Annotated in this window: 13 protein-coding genes; 3 read left to right on the top strand and 10 right to left on the bottom strand. The window is 67.2% G+C overall.

Features of this window, described 5'->3' with window-relative positions:
* Positions 1–182: 182 nt before the first annotated feature.
* Both purU and aceE read right to left on the bottom strand, forming a co-directional pair.
* On the bottom strand, positions 183–1034 hold the full coding sequence (gene purU / locus ABE472_RS03015; protein WP_313219882.1) for a formyltetrahydrofolate deformylase: 852 nt from the start codon (positions 1032–1034) through the stop codon (positions 183–185).
* A 74-nt stretch (positions 1035–1108) separates the two neighbouring features.
* Positions 1109–3781, bottom strand: coding sequence for a pyruvate dehydrogenase (acetyl-transferring), homodimeric type (gene aceE / locus ABE472_RS03010; protein ID WP_346465427.1), 2673 nt, complete (start codon positions 3779–3781; stop codon positions 1109–1111).
* Positions 3782–4004: 223 nt separating this feature from the next.
* Here aceE and ABE472_RS03005 point away from each other — a divergent pair, with 223 nt between their 5' ends.
* Complete coding sequence (locus ABE472_RS03005) at positions 4005–4937, top strand: LysR substrate-binding domain-containing protein (protein ID WP_313208891.1); 933 nt, start codon at positions 4005–4007, stop codon at positions 4935–4937.
* Between the two features lie 50 nt (positions 4938–4987).
* Here ABE472_RS03005 and ABE472_RS03000 read toward each other — a convergent pair whose 3' ends face one another.
* The 5 genes from ABE472_RS03000 to ABE472_RS02980 all read right to left on the bottom strand — a co-directional run bounded on the left by ABE472_RS03000 (position 4988) and on the right by ABE472_RS02980 (position 11540).
* On the bottom strand, positions 4988–6136 hold the full coding sequence (locus ABE472_RS03000; protein ID WP_313208892.1) for an NADH:flavin oxidoreductase/NADH oxidase: 1149 nt from the start codon (positions 6134–6136) through the stop codon (positions 4988–4990).
* Between the two features lie 58 nt (positions 6137–6194).
* On the bottom strand, positions 6195–7013 hold the full coding sequence (locus tag ABE472_RS02995) for an NAD-dependent protein deacetylase (RefSeq protein ID WP_313219880.1): 819 nt from the start codon (positions 7011–7013) through the stop codon (positions 6195–6197).
* A 46-nt stretch (positions 7014–7059) separates the two neighbouring features.
* Positions 7060–7473 carry an acyl-CoA thioesterase gene (locus ABE472_RS02990; protein ID WP_313219879.1) on the bottom strand — a complete coding sequence of 138 codons (414 nt, stop codon included), beginning with the start codon at positions 7471–7473 and terminating at the stop codon, positions 7060–7062.
* Positions 7474–7988: 515 nt separating this feature from the next.
* Positions 7989–9008, bottom strand: a complete 1020-nt coding sequence (locus ABE472_RS02985) for a ribonucleotide-diphosphate reductase subunit beta (RefSeq protein WP_313208894.1) — start codon at positions 9006–9008, stop codon at positions 7989–7991.
* A gap of 147 nt (positions 9009–9155) precedes the next feature.
* Positions 9156–11540 carry a ribonucleoside-diphosphate reductase subunit alpha gene (locus ABE472_RS02980; protein ID WP_313219878.1) on the bottom strand — a complete coding sequence of 795 codons (2385 nt, stop codon included), beginning with the start codon at positions 11538–11540 and terminating at the stop codon, positions 9156–9158.
* A 579-nt stretch (positions 11541–12119) separates the two neighbouring features.
* Between ABE472_RS02980 and ABE472_RS02975 the strand changes: the two genes are divergently transcribed.
* Entirely contained in the window at positions 12120–12950 is an 831-nt protein-coding gene (locus ABE472_RS02975) for a DUF2884 family protein (RefSeq protein WP_346465424.1), read from the top strand.
* Between the two features lie 92 nt (positions 12951–13042).
* On the opposite strand, the gene zapE is transcribed toward ABE472_RS02975, so the two are convergent.
* Positions 13043–14143 (bottom strand): cell division protein ZapE, encoded by a 1101-nt coding sequence (gene zapE, locus ABE472_RS02970; RefSeq protein WP_313208897.1) that lies wholly within the window; start codon positions 14141–14143, stop codon positions 13043–13045.
* Positions 14140–14814: a CocE/NonD family hydrolase gene (locus tag ABE472_RS02965; protein WP_346465422.1), complete on the bottom strand. Its 675-nt coding sequence runs from the start codon at positions 14812–14814 to the stop codon at positions 14140–14142. The genes zapE and ABE472_RS02965 overlap by 4 nt, the downstream gene beginning before the upstream one ends.
* A gap of 55 nt (positions 14815–14869) precedes the next feature.
* Here ABE472_RS02965 and ABE472_RS02960 point away from each other — a divergent pair, with 55 nt between their 5' ends.
* On the top strand, positions 14870–15736 hold the full coding sequence (locus tag ABE472_RS02960; RefSeq protein ID WP_346462711.1) for an EamA family transporter: 867 nt from the start codon (positions 14870–14872) through the stop codon (positions 15734–15736).
* A gap of 83 nt (positions 15737–15819) precedes the next feature.
* On the opposite strand, the gene ABE472_RS02955 is transcribed toward ABE472_RS02960, so the two are convergent.
* The gene (locus ABE472_RS02955) at positions 15820–17265 is read right to left on the bottom strand and encodes an ExeM/NucH family extracellular endonuclease (RefSeq protein WP_346465421.1); all 1446 of its coding nucleotides are present in this window, start codon (positions 17263–17265) and stop codon (positions 15820–15822) included.
* Positions 17266–17327: the final 62 nt, after the last annotated feature.

Here is a 17327-nt window from a genome sequence, read left to right as displayed (position 1 = left end):
GGGGGGGTGGGCCGGCGGGGGGGCGGTCCCCCTTTCGGTGGGGGGGCGCGCGTGCCGCCGCCCCGCGCCGGCCACTACCGGAGCGTCGTACCCACCAACGGTGGGTACCTACAGTCAGTCGTACCCACCAACGGTGGGTACCTACAGGTCAGTCGTACCGACCAACGGTCGGTACCTACCGGTCAGCGGAAGACGACGGTGCGATGCCCGTTGCGCAGGATCCGGTGCTCCACATGCCGACGTACCGCGCGGGCCAGTACCTGCGATTCGGTGTCGCTGCCCAGCCGCACCAGGTCGCGTGGCGTCATCGCGTGATCCACGCGCGCCACGTCCTGTTCGATGATCGGGCCTTCGTCCAGATCCGGGGTCACATAGTGCGCGGTGGCGCCGATGATCTTGACCCCGCGCGCGTGCGCCTGGTGATACGGCTGCGCGCCCTTGAAGCTGGGCAGGAAGCTGTGGTGGATGTTGATCGCCCGCCCGGCCAACGCCTCGCACAGGCGCGGCGACAGAATCTGCATGTAACGCGCCAGCACCACCAGGTCGATCTGCTCGCGCTCGACCAGATCGATGATCTGCTGCTCCTGCACGGCGCGGTTGTCCGCATTGACCGGCAGGTGATGGAACGGCACGCCATAGGAGCCGGCCAGGGCAGCGAAGTCCTCGTGATTGGAGGCCACCGCCGCGATATCCACCTGCAGCTGCCGGCTGTGCGCGCGGAACAGCAGGTCATTGAGGCAATGCCCCTGCTTGCTCACCAGCACCAGCAGCCGTGCGCGGCGGCGGGCGTCATGCAGCTGCCAGTCCATCCCGAACTCGGCGGCCAGGGTGGCCATGCGGGCTTCCACATCGCCCAGTGACCGCTCGGCGGCACGATCGAAATGCACGCGCAGGAAGAACCGGCCGCTCTCGTCGTCGCCGAACTGCTGGGCATCGAGGATGTTGCAGCCCAGCTCGAACAGCAGGCCGGACACACGGTAGACGATCCCGGTACGGTCCGGGCATGAGAGGGTGAGGATGGAATCGGGGCGCATCCGGCCAGTGTAAGCGAGCACCGCCGGGCTGCGGTCGATGCTCTCAGATGCAACCAAGGGCAGTGGCCCAGCTCCTACACCGCCGCCGGGTCCACCTTCTCCACATCAATGCCGTACCGGTCGATCGCCACCTGCAGCTGGCCGCGTTCGATCCGGCCGTCATCGGCCAGCGACTTGAGCGCGGCGAGCACGATGAAGTGGCGGTCCACTTCAAAGAACGTACGCAGTGACTCGCGCGTATCCGAGCGGCCGAAGCCATCGGTGCCCAACGCAGTGAAGCGGCGGCCGTCGATGAAGGGCCGGATCTGGTCGCCGACGATCTTCATGTAGTCGGTGGCCACGATCACCGGGCCCGGGTGCGCGGCCAGGCATTGGTGCACATACGGCACCCGCGGCTCCTCCACGGGGTGCAGCAGGTTCCAGCGCTCGGCCGCCAGGCCATCACGGCGCAGTTCGGTGAGGCTGGTGGCGCTCCACACGTCGCTGGCGATGCCGAAATCCTGCTGCAGCAGGGTGGCGGCGGCTTCCACTTCGCGCAGGATCGCGCCACTGCCCATCAGCTGCACGCGCAGCGCCGGGTCGCTGTCGGCGGCAGCGGGGTGCAGCAGGTACAGGCCCTTGAGGATGCCCGCTTCGCTGCCTTCCGGCAGTGCCGGGTGCGGATAGGCCTCGTTGAGCACGGTGATGTAGTAGTAGATGTCCTCCTGGTCCACGTACATCCGGCGCAGGCCGTCCTGGATGATCACCGCCAGTTCGAAGTTGTAGGTGGGATCGAAGGACACGCAGCTGGGGATCACCGAGGACAGCACGTGGCTGTGGCCGTCATCGTGCTGCAGGCCCTCGCCCATCAGCGTGGTGCGGCCGGAGGTGGCGCCGAGCAGGAAGCCGCGGGTGCGTGCATCGGCAGCCGCCCAGGCCAGGTCACCGACGCGCTGCAGGCCGAACATCGAGTAGAAGATGTAGAACGGAATCGTGGCCAGGCCGTGGTTGCTGTAGGCGGTACCGGCGGCGATCCACGAGCAGATCGCGCCGGATTCGTTGATGCCTTCCTGCAGGATCTGGCCGTCCTTGGCTTCCTTGTAATAGCTCAGCTGGCCGGCATCCTGCGGCGTGTACAGCTGGCCGAGGTAGGAGTGGATGCCGATCTGGCGGAACAGGCCTTCCATGCCGAACGTGCGCGATTCATCGGGCACGATCGGAATGATCAGCTTGCCCAGTTCCGGGTCCTTGAGCAGCGTGGTGAGGATGCGCACGAAGCCCATCGTGGTGGACTGGCCGCGTTCGCCACTGCCCTGCAACTGGGTGGCGAACGCCGACAACGCCGGCACCGGCAACGGATCGACGTGGGTCACCCGCGCCGGCAGCTGGCCGCCCTGGGCCTGGCGGCGCTGTGCGAAATAGCGCGCCTCTGCACTGCCCGGCGCGGGGCGCAGGTACGGCATGTCTTCCAGCTGGTCGTCACTGACCGGCAGATCAAACCGATCACGGAACGCACGCACGGCATCGGCGCTCATCTTCTTGAGCTGGTGATTGATGTTCTGGCCTTCACCGGCCTCGCCCATGCCGAACCCCTTGACCGTCTTGGCCAGGATCACGCTCGGCCGGCCGTTGCCGGCGACGGCCTGCGTATAGGCGGCATAGACCTTCTGCGGGTCGTGACCGCCGCGCGCAAGCGCCCAGATCTCGTCATCGCTCATCTCCGCGACCAGCGCCAGCAGTTCGGGATACTTGCCGAAGAAATGCTCGCGCACGTAGGCACCGTTCTGCGACTTGAAGGTCTGATAGTCGCCATCCACGCATTCCATCATGCGCTGGCGCAGCAGGCCGGTGCGGTCCTTGGCCAGCAGCGCATCCCAGCCGCCGCCCCAGATGACCTTGATGACGTTCCAGCCGGCGGCGCGGAAGGTGCCTTCCAGTTCCTGGATCACCTTGGCGTTGCCGCGCACCGGGCCGTCCAGCCGCTGCAGATTGCAGTTCACCACGAACACCAGGTTGTCCAGGCGCTCGCGGCCGGCCACGGAAATGGCGGCCAGCGATTCGGGCTGGTCCATTTCACCATCGCCAAGGAAGGCCCAGACCTTGCGGCCCTGGTGCTCCTTCAGCCCGCGGTATTCCAGGTAGCGCATGTAACGCGCCTGGTAGGCGGCGGTGAGCGGGCCCAGCCCCATCGAGACGGTGGGGAACTGCCAGAAGTCCGGCATCAGCCGCGGGTGCGGATAGGAGGACAGGCCATCGCGATCGGATTCGCGGCGGAAGTTGTCCATGCGTTCGGGCGCGATACGGCCTTCGACGAATGCGCGGCCGTAGATGCCGGGCGCCGAGTGGCCCTGGATGTAGATCATGTCGCCATCGAAGGTGTCGGTACGGCCACGGAAGAAGTGATCGAAGCCGACGTCGTACAGCACCGCCGCGGACTGGTACGTGGCGATGTGGCCACCCACGTTGGAGTGCTTGCCGGCGCGCAGCACCATGACCATCGCGTTCCAGCGGATCATCGCGTTGAGGCGGCGCTCGATGCCGAGATCGCCCGGATAGGCCGGCTGGCGCTCGACCGGAATGGTGTTGGTATACGCCGTCCAGACGCGGCCATGCAGATCCCCATGGCGGGCCGTGTCCAGCTCGGTCAGCTGGTCCATCAGGTAATGCGCGCGCGGGCGGCCGGCGGCGTGGATGACCGCCTCCAGCGACTCACGCCATTCCTGGGTTTCCTGCGGGTCGGTATCGAGGGGGGCGAGCGCTGGGTTCATGTCATCTCCGGGGAAGGCGGCCAGGCCGTGCGCAGGACGCGACGGCAGCGGGGGCGGCACAGCGCGGAAGCGGCGTCGCCCGGGCAACAGAGCCGGGCGAGCGGGCAACCTGGCGGTTGCGGGACAGGCACGATAAGCAGGGGGCCGCAGGGCGGGTAGACCGGATGGACTTGGCGCTTTATAAAGAAATTCTTTCCAATGGAGCGCGAGAATGGCGGCCAGCATGAACATTCTCCAGTCAATCCGCAGCTTCATCCGGACCGCCGACGCCGGCAGCCTGGCTGCGGCCGCGCGCACGCTTGGGGTGAGCCCGGCGGCGGTCGGGCAGAACATCGCCCGGCTGGAGGCGCATCTGGGGGTGCGCCTGCTCAACCGCACCACCCGTACCCTGGCCCTGACCGAGCGCGGTGCGCTGTACCTGGCCCAGGTGCGCCACATCGAACGCGACCTGCAGCGCGCCCAGGCCGCCGTGACCGACCTCGATGCCACGCCTGAAGGACGGTTGCGGATCGCCAGCAGCACCGCGTTCGGCCGCCACGCGCTGGCCCCGTTGCTGCCCGCGCTGCAGGCCCGCTTCCGCCGCCTGGCGATCGAGCTGCTGCTCACCGACCGCAGCGTGGACCACGCGCACGAAGACGTGGACGTGAGCATCCGGATCGAACCGCAGCTGGAGGAAGGCCTGGTGGCGCGGCCGATCGCGCAGGTGCCGTTCGTGTTCTGCGCGGCACCGTCGTATCTCGCGCGGGCCGGGATTCCGCTCACACCGGAGGCGCTGCGCGAGCATCGTTGCCTGCTGCTGCGCTACCCGCTGGACGGGCGCTATCTGCCGTGGGGCTTCGTCCGCGACGGCATGCGCTTCGATGCCGAGGTGGCCCCGGCGCTGGTGAGCGATGACGTCGATGCACTGGCCGCGATGGCGGTGGCCGGCGGCGGCATCACCCGGCTGGCGGCGTTCGTGGCCGCGCCCTATCTCGCGCGCGGCGAGCTGCAGGCGCTGTTCGAACCCGGCGATGCGCAGAGCACCCAGGCCTCACCGGAGCCGATGCGGTTGTTCCTGTGCGTCAGCGATCGCCGCGATCTGACCCCGAAGGTGCGGGCGCTGATGCAGCACATCATCGAGGGGCTGCCGCCGGCGTGGCGGGTGGATGTCGGCTGAGCACAGGGTCACCCGGATGCCGGCCAACGGCCGGCACTACCGTCAGCGTGTCAGCGTTCCGGCGCGATGAACACACCGCGGGCTTCGCGCGGTTCGCAGCGCAGGTACTGCGGTGCCGGAGCGACCGAATCGCCCAGTGCGGCGGCGGCATGCCACGGCCAGCGCGGGTCGTAGAGGATGCCGCGGGCCAGCGCGATCGCATCGGCATGGCCATGGCGCAGGATCGATTCGGCCTGCGAGGGCTCGGTGATCAGGCCCACCGCGATGACCGGCATGCGCAGCTTGTGCGCCTTGATCGCCTGCGCGAACGGCACCTGGTAGCCCGGCGACAGCGGAATCTGCTGGCGCGGGTCGTTGCCACCGCTGGAGACGTGCAGGAACTGGCAGCCGCGCGCATCCAGCACGTGCGCCAGGGTCGTGGTCTGTTCGATATCCCAGCCACCGGCCACCCAGTCGCTGGCGGAGATGCGCACACCCACCGCGATGCGGTCGGAGACGGCCTCACGCACGGCATCGAACACGCGCACCAGCAGGCGCATGCGGTTTTCCAGCGAGCCACCGTAGTCGTCCTCGCGGCGGTTGCTCAGCGGCGACAGGAACTGGTGCAGCAGATAGCCGTGCGCGGCGTGCAGTTCGATCAGGTCCATGCCGACGCGCTCTGCGCGACGGGCGGCGGCCGCGAAAGCCTCGACCACGGCATCGATGCCGGCCAGATCCAGTTCGGTCGGGGTCGGGTCGGTCTTGGCGAACGGCAGCGCGGACGGTGCGACCGTGGGCCACGCACGCGGATCGGACGGGTCCATCGCACCGCCGCCTTCCCAGGGCTTGTTGACCGAGGCCTTGCGCCCGGCATGGCCCAACTGCACGCCCAGCGGCATCGGCGACCACTGCTTGACCGAGGCCACGACCGAGGCCAGCGCGGCTTCGGTGGCGTCATCCCACAAGCCCAGGTCGGCCCAGCTGATGCGGCCTTCCGGCAGCACGGCGGTGGCTTCCAGGATCAGCAGGCCGGCGCCGGACTGCGAGAGCTGCCCGAGATGGATGCGGTGCCAGTCGTTGGCAAGGCCGTCGACACAGGAGTACTGGCACATCGGCGCGATCACGATGCGGTTGGGCAGGGTCAGCGGACCGAAGGGGATGGAGGAGAAGAGCTGGCTCAAGGGGGGAACTCGGGAAGAGGAAATGGAACCGGGCGCCATTGCACTCCTGTGCGGCGGCGGAGGCAACCGTGCCAATGGATCAGTGTTTCGTAGCGGCTCAGGCGGCGGCGGTTCCTGGCAGCAGGAAGGCCAGCGCGTCGGCGCAGGACTGGTCGACTTTCAGGCTCAGCAGCGCGTCGGCGCGGGTAAGGCCGCGGTTGAGCGCGGCGATCGGCAGCCCGGCCTGGGCCGCGGCCTGCACGAAGCGGAAGCCGGAATAGACCATCAGCGAGGAGCCGACCACCAGCACCGCATCGGCCCGCTGCAGATGGTCGTGGACGGTGGCGACCCGCTCGCGCGGCACGCTTTCACCGAAGAACACCACGTCCGGCTTGAGCACCCCGCCGCATGCCGGGCAGGCCGGCACCTGGAAGGCGGAGAAATCCATCTCCAGATCGGCATCGCCGTCGGGCGCCTGTCCGGCCTCCAGATGCTCCCAGCCGGGGTTGAGCGCCAGCAGCCGGTGCTGGAACGCCTCGCGCGGGGTGCGCGCTTCGCAGCCCATGCAGCGCACCTGGTCCAGCCGCCCATGCAGGTCGATCACCGCCTCGCTGCCCGCCCGCTGATGCAGCCGGTCGACATTCTGGGTGAGCAGCAGCTCGACCTGGCCACGGGCCTCCAGCGCGGCGAGCGCAGCATGCGTGCCGTTCGGCTGGGCCCAGCCGAACCGGGGCCAACCCAGCAGGCTGCGCGCCCAGTAGCGCTGGCGGGTGGCCAGCTCGCCCATGAAGGCCTGGTAGGTGACCGGCGGCGTCCGCTTCCACTGGCCATCGGCATCGCGGTAATCCGGGATGCCCGAATCGGTGCTGCAGCCCGCGCCGGTCAGCACGAACAGGCGCTGGGCGCGGTCGATGAACTCGGCGAGGGGTGTGCTCATGATCAGCAGATGGGGGCGCAGGCGCGGAGAGGCAATCGCTGGCCGCTTACGGGCCCGGGATGTCACCCGGCAGCGACGGGACGCTGGTCGGGTGGCCGTCGGCATCCAGCGCGATCATCACGAAGTGTCCGCGCGTGCACAGCTTGCGCTCACCGGTGTGGAGGTCTTCGGCGATCAGTTCAACCTCCACCTTCATCGAGCTGCGCCCGACGTCCACGATGCGGCCGACGGTCTCCACCATCTGGCCGATGCGGATCGGCAGCTTGAAATCGACCTGGTCCGAGCGTGCGGTGACCACGGTGCGGCGCGAGTAGCGGGCCGCGGCCAGGAACGCCGCCTTGTCCATCCATGCCAGGGCCTGGCCACCGAACAGGGTGCCCAGGTGATTGGTGTGGTTGGGGAACACGATCTCGGCCATGCGGACTTCGATGGGCGGGATGGTTTCGGGGATCGGGGTCATGGCGGGGGCCGGGAATGCTGTGGGATGGCGCGGATGATACGACAGGGGGGCATCCATGCCGCTTAACGGTCCTGCAAAGGGACCCCCGACCTCCTCTAGATAGTTTGCTTATGCGCGGTGGGGAGAGCGGCTTTGGCGAGTGCTTACGCGACGTGGTGTGGGAGAGGAAGAGCAGCCGAGCATGGCTCGGCTCTACACGACGTGTTGATACCAAGGTCTTCATTGATAGTCAGCGCACGTTGGTAGCAACCGCCTTTCCAACCGCAATGGAAGATCCATGGGACGTGACCCGGGTAGGCGAATGCAGGACCGTTGGGCCGCATGGATGCGGCCCACGAGCCTACACGGACGTATTTACGGCGGGTCCAGCATTCGCCTGCCCGGGTCACTTCTACTCGCAGCATCCGGACGCCAACGCTGTTGCCTCAACGCTTCAACGCTCAAGCAAGCAGAGCGCAAACAAAAAGCCCCGGAACATGTCCGGGGCTTTTCGAAATCACGACGTGAGCGTCAGATCAGAACGACATGTCGAACGACACTTCGCCCTTCACGCCTACCTGGTAGGCCGAGGAACGGCGCTCGAAGAAGTTGGTCAACTCCTGCACGTCCTGCAGCTCCATGAAGCTCAGCGGATTGCGCACGTTGTACTTCTTCTCCATGCCCAGGCGATGGAAATGATTGTCCGCGCAATGCTGCAGATACTGGCGCATGTCGCGCGTCGAAATGCCTGCCACGCCGCCCGAAAGCACGTCCTCGGCGAACTGCACTTCGCACTCGATCGCGTCGGCCAGCATGTCGTAGACCTCCTGCTTCATCGCATCGTCGAACAGGTCCGGCTCTTCCTCGCGGATCACGTCCACGCACTCGAACGCGAACTCCATGTGCGCGCTCTCGTCGCGGAACACCCAGTTGGTGCCCGAGGCCAGACCGTTGAGCAGACCGCGCGAACGGAAGTAGTACACGTACGCGAAGGCCGCGAAGAAGAACAGGCCCTCGATGCACGCCGCGAAGCAGATCTGGTTGAGCAGGAACTGGCGACGCTCGTCACGGGTCTCGATGCGCTTCAGGTTCTGGATCGAATCGATCCATTTGAAGCAGAAGTCCGCCTTCTTCTTGATCGAGTCGATGTTCTCCACCGCGTCGAACGCCTTGGCGCGCTCGTCCGGATCGGGCAGGTAGTTGTCGAGCAGGGTCAGGTAGAACTGCACGTGCAGCGCTTCTTCGTACAGCTGGCGCGACAGGTACATGCGCGCTTCCGGCGCGTTCAGATGCTGATACAGGTTCAGCACCAGATTGTTGGACACGATCGAATCGCCGGTGGCGAAGAACGCGACCAGGCGGTGGATCAGGTGGCGCTCGCCCGGCGACATCTTGCCGTGCAGGTCGCTGATGTCGATCTGGAAGTTGATTTCCTCGACCGTCCAGGTGTTCTTGATCGCGTTGCGATACATGTCATAGAACTGCGGGTAGCGCATCGGGCGCAACGTCAGTTCAAAACCTGGATCGAGCAGCATTTGAGTCGGCTTGTCGGCCATGGTGTTTCGTCCTTCTTGGCGACTACCGACCAACGGTCGGTAGCTACCGAATGTGTGATGTTCCGGCGGAACCGGTGTTCCCGGGTAGGCAACGACCCTCCGTCCGTGCACCCGGCGGTGCCGGCCCGGTGGGCCGGCACGCCTTGGTTACTGGCACGCCTCGCAGCTTTCCGGGTTTTCCAGCGAGCAGGCGACGGCTTCGACCGGGGTGTAGCTGCTGACGGTCGTCTTGGCGATCTTGGTCGCCGGGCGCGAACGCAGGTAGTACGTGGTCTTGATGCCCTGCTTCCAGGCGTACATGTACATGGAGGACATCGCGCCGATGTTCGGGCTTTCCATGAACAGGTTGAGCGAGGCGGACTGGTCGATGAACGCGCCGCGGTCGGCGGCCATGTCGATCAGCGAACGCATCGGCAGTTCCCAGGCGGTGCGGTAGATGTGGCGCAGCGTTTCCGGGATCTGGGTGATGCCCTGGATCGAGCCTTCGGCCAGCTTGATCGCGTCGCGCATTTCCGGGGTCCAGTGGCCGAGCTTCTTCAGCTCGTTCACCAGGTAACGGTTGACCTGCAGGAAGTCGCCGGACAGCGTTTCGCGCTTGAACAGGTTGGAGACCTGCGGCTCGACGCACTCGTAGCAACCGGCGATCGAGGCGATGGTCGCGGTCGGGGCGATCGCGATCAGCAGCGAGTTGCGCAGGCCGTGTTCCTTGATGCGCTCACGCAGGGCGTCCCAACGGGCGGTGTCTTCGGGCACCACGTTCCAGGCATCGAACTGCAGCTCGCCGCTGGCCGCACGGGTGTCGGCGAAGGACGGGTGCTTGCCGCGTTCCTGGGCCAGCTCGCACGAGGTTTCCAGCGCGTGGAAGTAGATCGTTTCGGCGATCTGCCTGGACAGCGCGCGGGCTTCGGCACTGTCAAAGGCCAGACGCTTGCGGAAGAACACGTCCTGCAGGCCCATGCAGCCCAGGCCGACCGGACGCCAGCGCAGGTTGCCGCGGCGGGCGGTTTCGATCGGGTAGAAGTTCAGGTCGATCACGCGGTCGAGCTGACGCACGGCCAGGCGCACGGTGTCGGCCAGCTTCTCGAAATCGAACTCGCCGTGGCCGTCGAAATGATTGCCCAGGTTGATCGAGCCCAGGTTGCACACCGCGGTCTCTTCGGCCGAGGTGATTTCCAGGATTTCGGTGCACAGGTTGGACAGGTGGATCACGTTGCCCGGACGCAGGGTCTGGTTGCTGGCGCGGTTGCACTTGTCCTTGAAGGTCATCCAGCCGTTGCCGGTCTCGGCCAGGGTACGCATCATCCGCGAGTACAGCTTGCGTGCGGAGATGGTGCGCTGGGCCTTGCCCTGGGCTTCGGCCTGCAGGTAAGCCTGCTCGAACGCTTCGCCGAACAGATCGGTGAACTCGGGCACCACGCTCGGATCGAACAGCGACCATTCCTGGTCGGCCTCGACGCGCTGCATGAACAGGTCGGGGATCCAGTTGGCCAGATTCAGGTTGTGCGCACGGCGCGATTCGTCGCCGGTGTTGTCACGCAGTTCGAGGAAGTCCTCGATATCGGCGTGCCAGGTTTCCAGGTACACACAGGCCGCGCCCTTGCGCTTGCCGCCCTGGTTCACCGCGGCCACGGACGAATCCATGGTCTTGAGCCACGGCACGATGCCGTTGGAATGGCCGTTGGTCGACTTGATCAGCGAACCACGCGAACGCACGCGGCTGTAGCTGACGCCGATGCCGCCGCTGAACTTGGAGAGCTGGGCGATATCGCCGTACTTGGCGTAGATCGACTCCAGCGAATCCTGCGGCGAATCCAGCAGGAAGCACGAGGACAGCTGCTCATGCGTGGTGCCGGAGTTGAACAGGGTCGGGCTGGACGGCAGGTAATCCAGATTGCCCATGCGCTTGTACAGCGCGAGGGTTTCCGGCACGTCTTCGCTCAGCGCGCTGGCGATGCGCAGGAAGAACTGCTGCGGGGTCTCGATCACCTTGCGGGTGTGCGGATGACGCAGCAGGTACCGGTCGTACAGGGTACGCAGGCCGAAGTAATCGAAATGCAGGTCCAGCGACGGATCGATCGCGTCGTTGAGCTTGCGGGCGTTGACCTGCACGAACTCCAGCAGGCGTGCGTTGATCAGGCCGACTTCGTGGCCGCGGCCGACCGACTGCGAGAACGCATGGATTTCCTGGCCGGACACTTCCTTGGCGATGAAGTTGGCCAGCAGGCGCGCGGCGAGGCGGCCGTATTCGGGTTCTTCACCGATCAGCAGCGCCGAGGTACGGATGGACAGTTCGTCCAGCTCCTGGGTGGTCGCGCCGTTATACAGGCCGGAGATGGTGCGGGTCGCAACGCGCATCGGATCCACCGCATGCAGACCTTCGCAGCAGCGCTGTACGGCGCGCACGATCTTGTTCAGGTCCACCAGTTCGGTCGTGCCATTGCGTTTGGTGACGCTCATGGCGGTCGCCGTGGGCGGCGAGGTCAGCAGGAATTCGCTTTCCTTATCGATAGCTGCGCTGGTTTCGGTGCTCACGGCGTTTTCCTCTTGGCGTGATTTGGGGTGGTGCAGCGTGGGTCTGCCTGGCAGGCGCCGGAACCGATGCAGAGATGCTCAGGGTGGACTATCGGCGTCGCAGGAGCCGCGACCCGGGCAGGCAAGCCTGCGGGCGGTTCCCCTGCGTCACCGGTCCTCTCCCCCCGGAGAATCCTGCGACCGGCACCACACGCTGTACTTCGTGCGGTTGTCAGTAGGTCTTCAGGCCATCGGCGTGAAGGCGATACGCCCGTCGACTTGTGGTCGGCGGTACCGACGGCCACAAGATAGTGGGGGTACCAGGTGTCGTCAACGCCAAATGTAGTGAATTTCCCTAATCCCTTGCGGCGCAAGGACCGGGCCGGAAAGGCGTCCGACGAACGGTCTGGACCTGTCGAAAGCGAGTGCGCAGTCAAGGCCAAAACGCCGGTGCCGGATGCGACGCAGGGGCGCGAAAAACGGAACAGCGGCCTCACATGGCCCTAACGAATGGCCGCCGGTCAGGGTGACTTCCGACCCGCGCCGGGGCCGCCCCGGGGTGCGACGCTCCAACGCGTCTCCTTTCATATGAACGCGACCATGCGCCTGCCCCTGACTGGATGTCTGTTGCTGGGCCTGACCTTGGCCGGCACCGGCACCGCCGCCGCCGATGGCCAGACCAAGGCGCCGGCCCTCTCCTCGCGCCAGTGCGGGGTGAGCACGCCCTACAACGTGCTGGTGGACAGCGGCGGGATCTGGCTGCGCAACCGCGAGCAGCTGCCGGCGGAGATTTTCTTCCACGATGGCGAGCTGAACATCGATCGCCAGCCGATCCCGGTCAGTGACGCCGATGCCCAGCGCCTGCGCCAGCTCGAATGGGGCACCCGCCAGCTGGTGCCTGCGGTGGCCGGGGTGGCCGGCGAGGCCACGGACATCGCCTTCGATGCGCTGGGGGCGACGGTGGAGATCATGACCGGCAGCGGCCGCAAGGCGCGCGAGGTGGAAGGGCTGCGCAGGGATGCCCACGAATACGTTGGCCGTACGCTGGGCCGCGGGATCTGGGAGCAGGACCTGTTCGGCGAGCAGTTCGAGGCGCGCATCGAGCAGGCGGCCGAGTCGATGTCGGCCTCGCTTGCCCGCGGGGTGCTGTGGACGATGCTGACCGGCGGCTCTGGCCGGATCGAGGCGCGCGCCGAGAAGATGGAGGCCGACCTGGAGCACCGCATGGAGTTGCGTGGCAAGGCGCTGGAGGCGCAGGCCCAGTCGCTGTGCACGCAGGTGCTGGCGCTGGACGCGATCCAGCAGTCGCTGGAGGTGCGCTACCAGGGCAGGCCGCTGGCAATGATGGTGATGGACCGCAACGAGGACGCGGCCGCGCCGATCGCGCACGAACAGCCGCGCGGGGACGCGTTGGTGTTGCCGCCGTTGTAGAGCGCATCCACGCATGGCGTGGATCTACGTTGCACGGCCTATCCACGCATGGCGTGGATCTACATCACGGCCTGTCCAGGCCCGGCGTGGAGCTACGCGCGGTGCGGGGTGCCCAGGTACTCGGCGCTCTGCATTTCGATCAGGCGCGAGGCGGTACGTTCGAACGCGCCCTGCAGGCGGATGCCCGAATACAGCCCGACCGGTGAATCGGTCGCGGTGCAGACCAGGTTGACGTGGCGGTCGTACAGCTCGTCGATCAGGTTGACGAAGCGGCGCGCGGCATCTTCGTTGAGTGTGTCGAAGTGCGGGATGTCGCCGAGCAGCACGGTGTTGAACTCGTGCGCGATCTCGATGTAATCCGACGGGCCGCGTGGGCCTTCGCATAGCGCCTTGAAATCGAACCAGACGATGCTCTTGCCGCGGCCGCGCACCGGAATCTTGCGCGCCTCGATCTCGATGTTGCCCGCCTTGGCCGGTTGCCCACCACTGAGCTCGGCCCAGCGGCCGGCCAGCCAGGCATCGCTGCCGGCATCGATCGGGGACTGGTACACCGGCGAGCGGGTCAGCGCGCGCATGCGGTAGTCCTCGGTGCCTTCGGCGTACAGTTCCACGCAGTAGGTCTGCAGCAGCCCGATCGCGGGCAGGAAGCTGTCGCGCTGCAGGCCGTTGAGGTACAGGTTTTCCACCGCGGTGTTGGAGGTGGTCACCAGGGTCACGCCCTCGGCGAACATGCGTTCGAGCAGGCGCGCCAGCAGCATCGCATCGCCGATGTCAGTGACGAAGAATTCGTCCAGCACCAGCACGCGCAGTTTGCTGCGCCACTCCTGGGCGATCTTCGCCAGCGGATCGCTCTGCCCCTGGTGCTCGCGCAGGCGCTCGTGGATGCCGCGCATGAAGCGATGGAAATGGGTGCGGTACTTCTGTTCGATCGGCAGGCCGTCATAGAACAGATCGACCAGGAAGGTCTTGCCGCGCCCCACCCCGCCCCAGAAGTACAGGCCCTTGACCGGCTCGGGCTTCTTCCAGAATGCGGAGAGGCGGTCCAGCCAGCCGTCCTGGGCGCTGTCGACCAGCGCCAGATGGATGCGGTCCAGCTCGGCCAGGGCGGCGTGCTGGGCCGGGTCGTTCTGCCATTCGCCCCGGGCCACGCCATCGGCGTAGCGCTGCGACGGGGTCATCACGGTGTCGCTCATGCCGCGTCGGGGGCGGGGTTGGGCAGCCACTGCTTGACGCCATGGATGAGCGCGCCGCGCAGGTCGACGATCTTGCGGTGGAAGAAGTGGCTGGTATCGGGCATGCGCACCAGTTCATGCGGTGCATCCATACTGTCCAGCCAGTCATAGACCGCCTGCGGGTCGACGATCTCGTCTTCCTCGCCCTGGATCACCAGCCACTGGGCCGGCGGCTGCATGCCCTCGAAATCCCAGCGCCCGGCCGGCGGCGCGATCGAGATCAACGTGGTCGGCTGCAGGTCGCCCGCCGCGCGCAGCGAGACGTACGCGCCGAAGCTGAAACCGGCCAGCCACAGGTCCTGGCCCGGCCGCTGTGCACGGACCCAGGCGGCGACGGCCTTGAGGTCGTCCTGTTCGCCCACGCCGTTGTCGAACGTGCCGGCCGAGTCGCCGACGCTGCGGAAGTTGAAGCGCACGGTGGCGATGCCCAGGTCGCGCAGCGAGCGCGCGGCCATGGTCACCACCTTGTTGTGCATGCTGCCGCCCTCGGTGGACAGCGGATGGCAGACGATCGCCACCACCGGCTGCACCGCGACATCGGCCTCGGGCAGATCAACCACGACATCCAGCGGACCGACCGGTCCGTCCAGCGTCAGCGCACCGCTTTCTTGGGGAAATGGGGGATTGTGCATGGCGTCATAATACCGTCCCTCCGCGTGCTTCACCGCCGCCCCGCCGGATCCGTACATGCACTTTCTGGTTTTCAGCGTTCTCTGCAGCGTGCTGGTCTCGGTCCTGCTGAAGCTGGCGCCGCGCCAGCGGCTGGACATGCCGCAGGTGGTGACGTGGAATTATCTGGTCGCCAGCGTGCTCAGCGCGGTGCTGCTGCAGCCATCGCTGGCGTCACTGCAGACCGCGCATGCGCCGTGGGCCGCCCTGCTCTGCCTGGCCGTGGCGCTGCCGGCGATCTTCCTGATGATGGCCCGCGCGGTGACCCGCGCCGGGATCGTGCGCAGCGACGTGGCCCAGCGGTTGTCACTCCTGCTTTCGCTGCTGGCCGCGTTCCTGGTGTTCGGGGAGACCGCCAACGGCTGGAAGCTGGCCGGCCTGGGGTTGGGGCTGCTGGCGATCCTGGGCATCAGCGTGCGCCCGCGCGCCGGTGCGGCCGAGCCCACTGGCGGGCGGGCCTGGCCGTGGCTGCTGGCGGTGTGGGTGGGCTATGCCCTGGTGGACATCCTGCTCAAGAAGGTGGCGTTGTCGGGCACGCCCTCGATGGCGGCGCTGCTGGCCAGCTTCAGCCTGGCCTTCGTGCTGATGTTGGCGTTGCAGCTATGGCGTCACCTGCGCGGCATCGCCCGCCTGCAGTGGCGCAACGGGGTCGGCGGGGCCCTGCTCGGGCTGCTCAACTTCGGCAACATCCTGTTCTACGTGCGCGCCCACCAGCATCTGCCGGACAGCCCGGCGGTGGTGTTCGCCGGCATGAACATCGGCGTGGTGGTGCTGGGCGCGCTGGTGGGCATCGTCGGTTTCGGCGAGCGCACCAGTGTGTGGAACCGGGTGGGCCTGGGATTGGCCGTGGTGGCGATCGGGTTGATCGCGTGGGGCACGTGGTAACTGGTTGATGCGGTGCCGGCCAGCGGCCGGCACTACCCGGGCAACGCGACGGTGGCCGGGCGTGCCGGCGCACCCGTGCGGTATCAGCGATCAAACCCCAGCAGCAGCGGATCATGGTCCGAGCTGCGCCACGGGCCCGCTTCGTTGCGGTCGCGGTAGCCGACATCGTCGGCCTCATCGGCATTGATGTGCCACTCCGCGGCCGCGCGCAGGCGTTTGGCCATGCCCGGGCTCAACAGCGCATGGTCCAACCGGCCGGTCATGCCGTTGTAGACATAGCTGTAAGGCCGTTCGACCTTCGCCACCGCGAACGCATCCCGCCAGCCGGCCGCGTGCAGGGTGCGGATCGGGTCTTCCATCGCGTAGGCGTTGAAGTCACCCAGCAGCACTGCATCGCGGGTGCCCGCAGCGGTGGGATCGGTCGCCAGCCACTGGTCCAGCAGCGTGGCCGAGGCGACCCGGGTGGCATTCCAGCAGGCCTGGCCGTCCTTCTGATCGGCATCGGCGCCGGTCGCTTCGGAGCAGCCCTTGGATTTGAAGTGATTGGCCACGACCACGAACGGCGCGCCCTTGCCCGCACGGAAGGCCTGCGCCAGCGGCACGCGGCTGCGCTCGCCGAAGGGCTCCTTCTCCAGCACGGCGGGGGCGCCGACCGGGGTCACGCGCGAGGCGCGGTAGATGATGCCGACCCGGATCGGGTTGTCACCCGGGCCCTGCCGGGCATCGATGAAACGCCAGTCGGCACCTTGGCCCCGGTCCGCATTGAGCGCATCAACCAGCTGGGCGATCGCCGACTGCGGTCCGTAGCCATCGTTCTCCAGTTCCATCAGCGCGGCGACATCGGCGCCGAGCGCGTTGATGGTGGCGACCAGCTTGGTCTTCTGCGCCTGGTGTTCGGCCAGGGTACGGGCGCCACGCAGGGTCGGGAAACCGCCGCCCTGGCCGTCGCCATTGAAGAAGTTCTCCAGGTTGAACGCCGCCACATGCAGAGCCCCGGCCACCACCGGTACGGCCGGGCGCTCCAGCGCCGGCAGGTTCAGCGGGCGGGTCACCTGCAGGCGGGTGTTGCCCTTGGGATCGACGCGGACGATGCCTTCGATATTGCGCAGGACCATGCCGGTGCGCAGGTTCGCGGCCGCCGGCAGGTAGGCCACCGGGCCGGGATCCCGGGCGTCGCTTCCATCGTCGAGCACCAGCCGGCGATGCAGGTTGTCGGCCACCACCTGGGCATGCCCGGCGGTGCCGGGTGCGGCCACTTCGCTCGGCTGCCACAGGCGACCACCGAAGGCCACGGTCAACTCACCAAAGCGCGACAGGCCATCGGTGCCGGCCAGGGTCAGCGGCGCGGCGATGCGGACCTGCTGGCCATCCAGCGTGCGCCAGTCGGTGGGCGGCGCGGTCAGGGTGACCGTGGCCGACGTGGTCGGCGCCGGGCGCGCCTGCGGCGAGGTGGCGGGCTGCGGCTGGGCGGCATGGACCGCGCCGGACAACGCCAGCGCGAGAGCGAACACGAGGGGGGTACGGCGCATCGGAAGCGGGACTCCAGGGAAGTGCGACAAGGCTAACCACATAAAGTGAAACGCCGCCCTTC

The sequence above is a fragment of the Stenotrophomonas sp. TWI809 genome, assembly GCF_039673205.1.
In the GTDB taxonomy this organism is placed as follows: Bacteria; Pseudomonadota; Gammaproteobacteria; order Xanthomonadales; family Xanthomonadaceae; genus Stenotrophomonas.
This window is presented reverse-complemented; position numbering and strand designations above follow the sequence as displayed.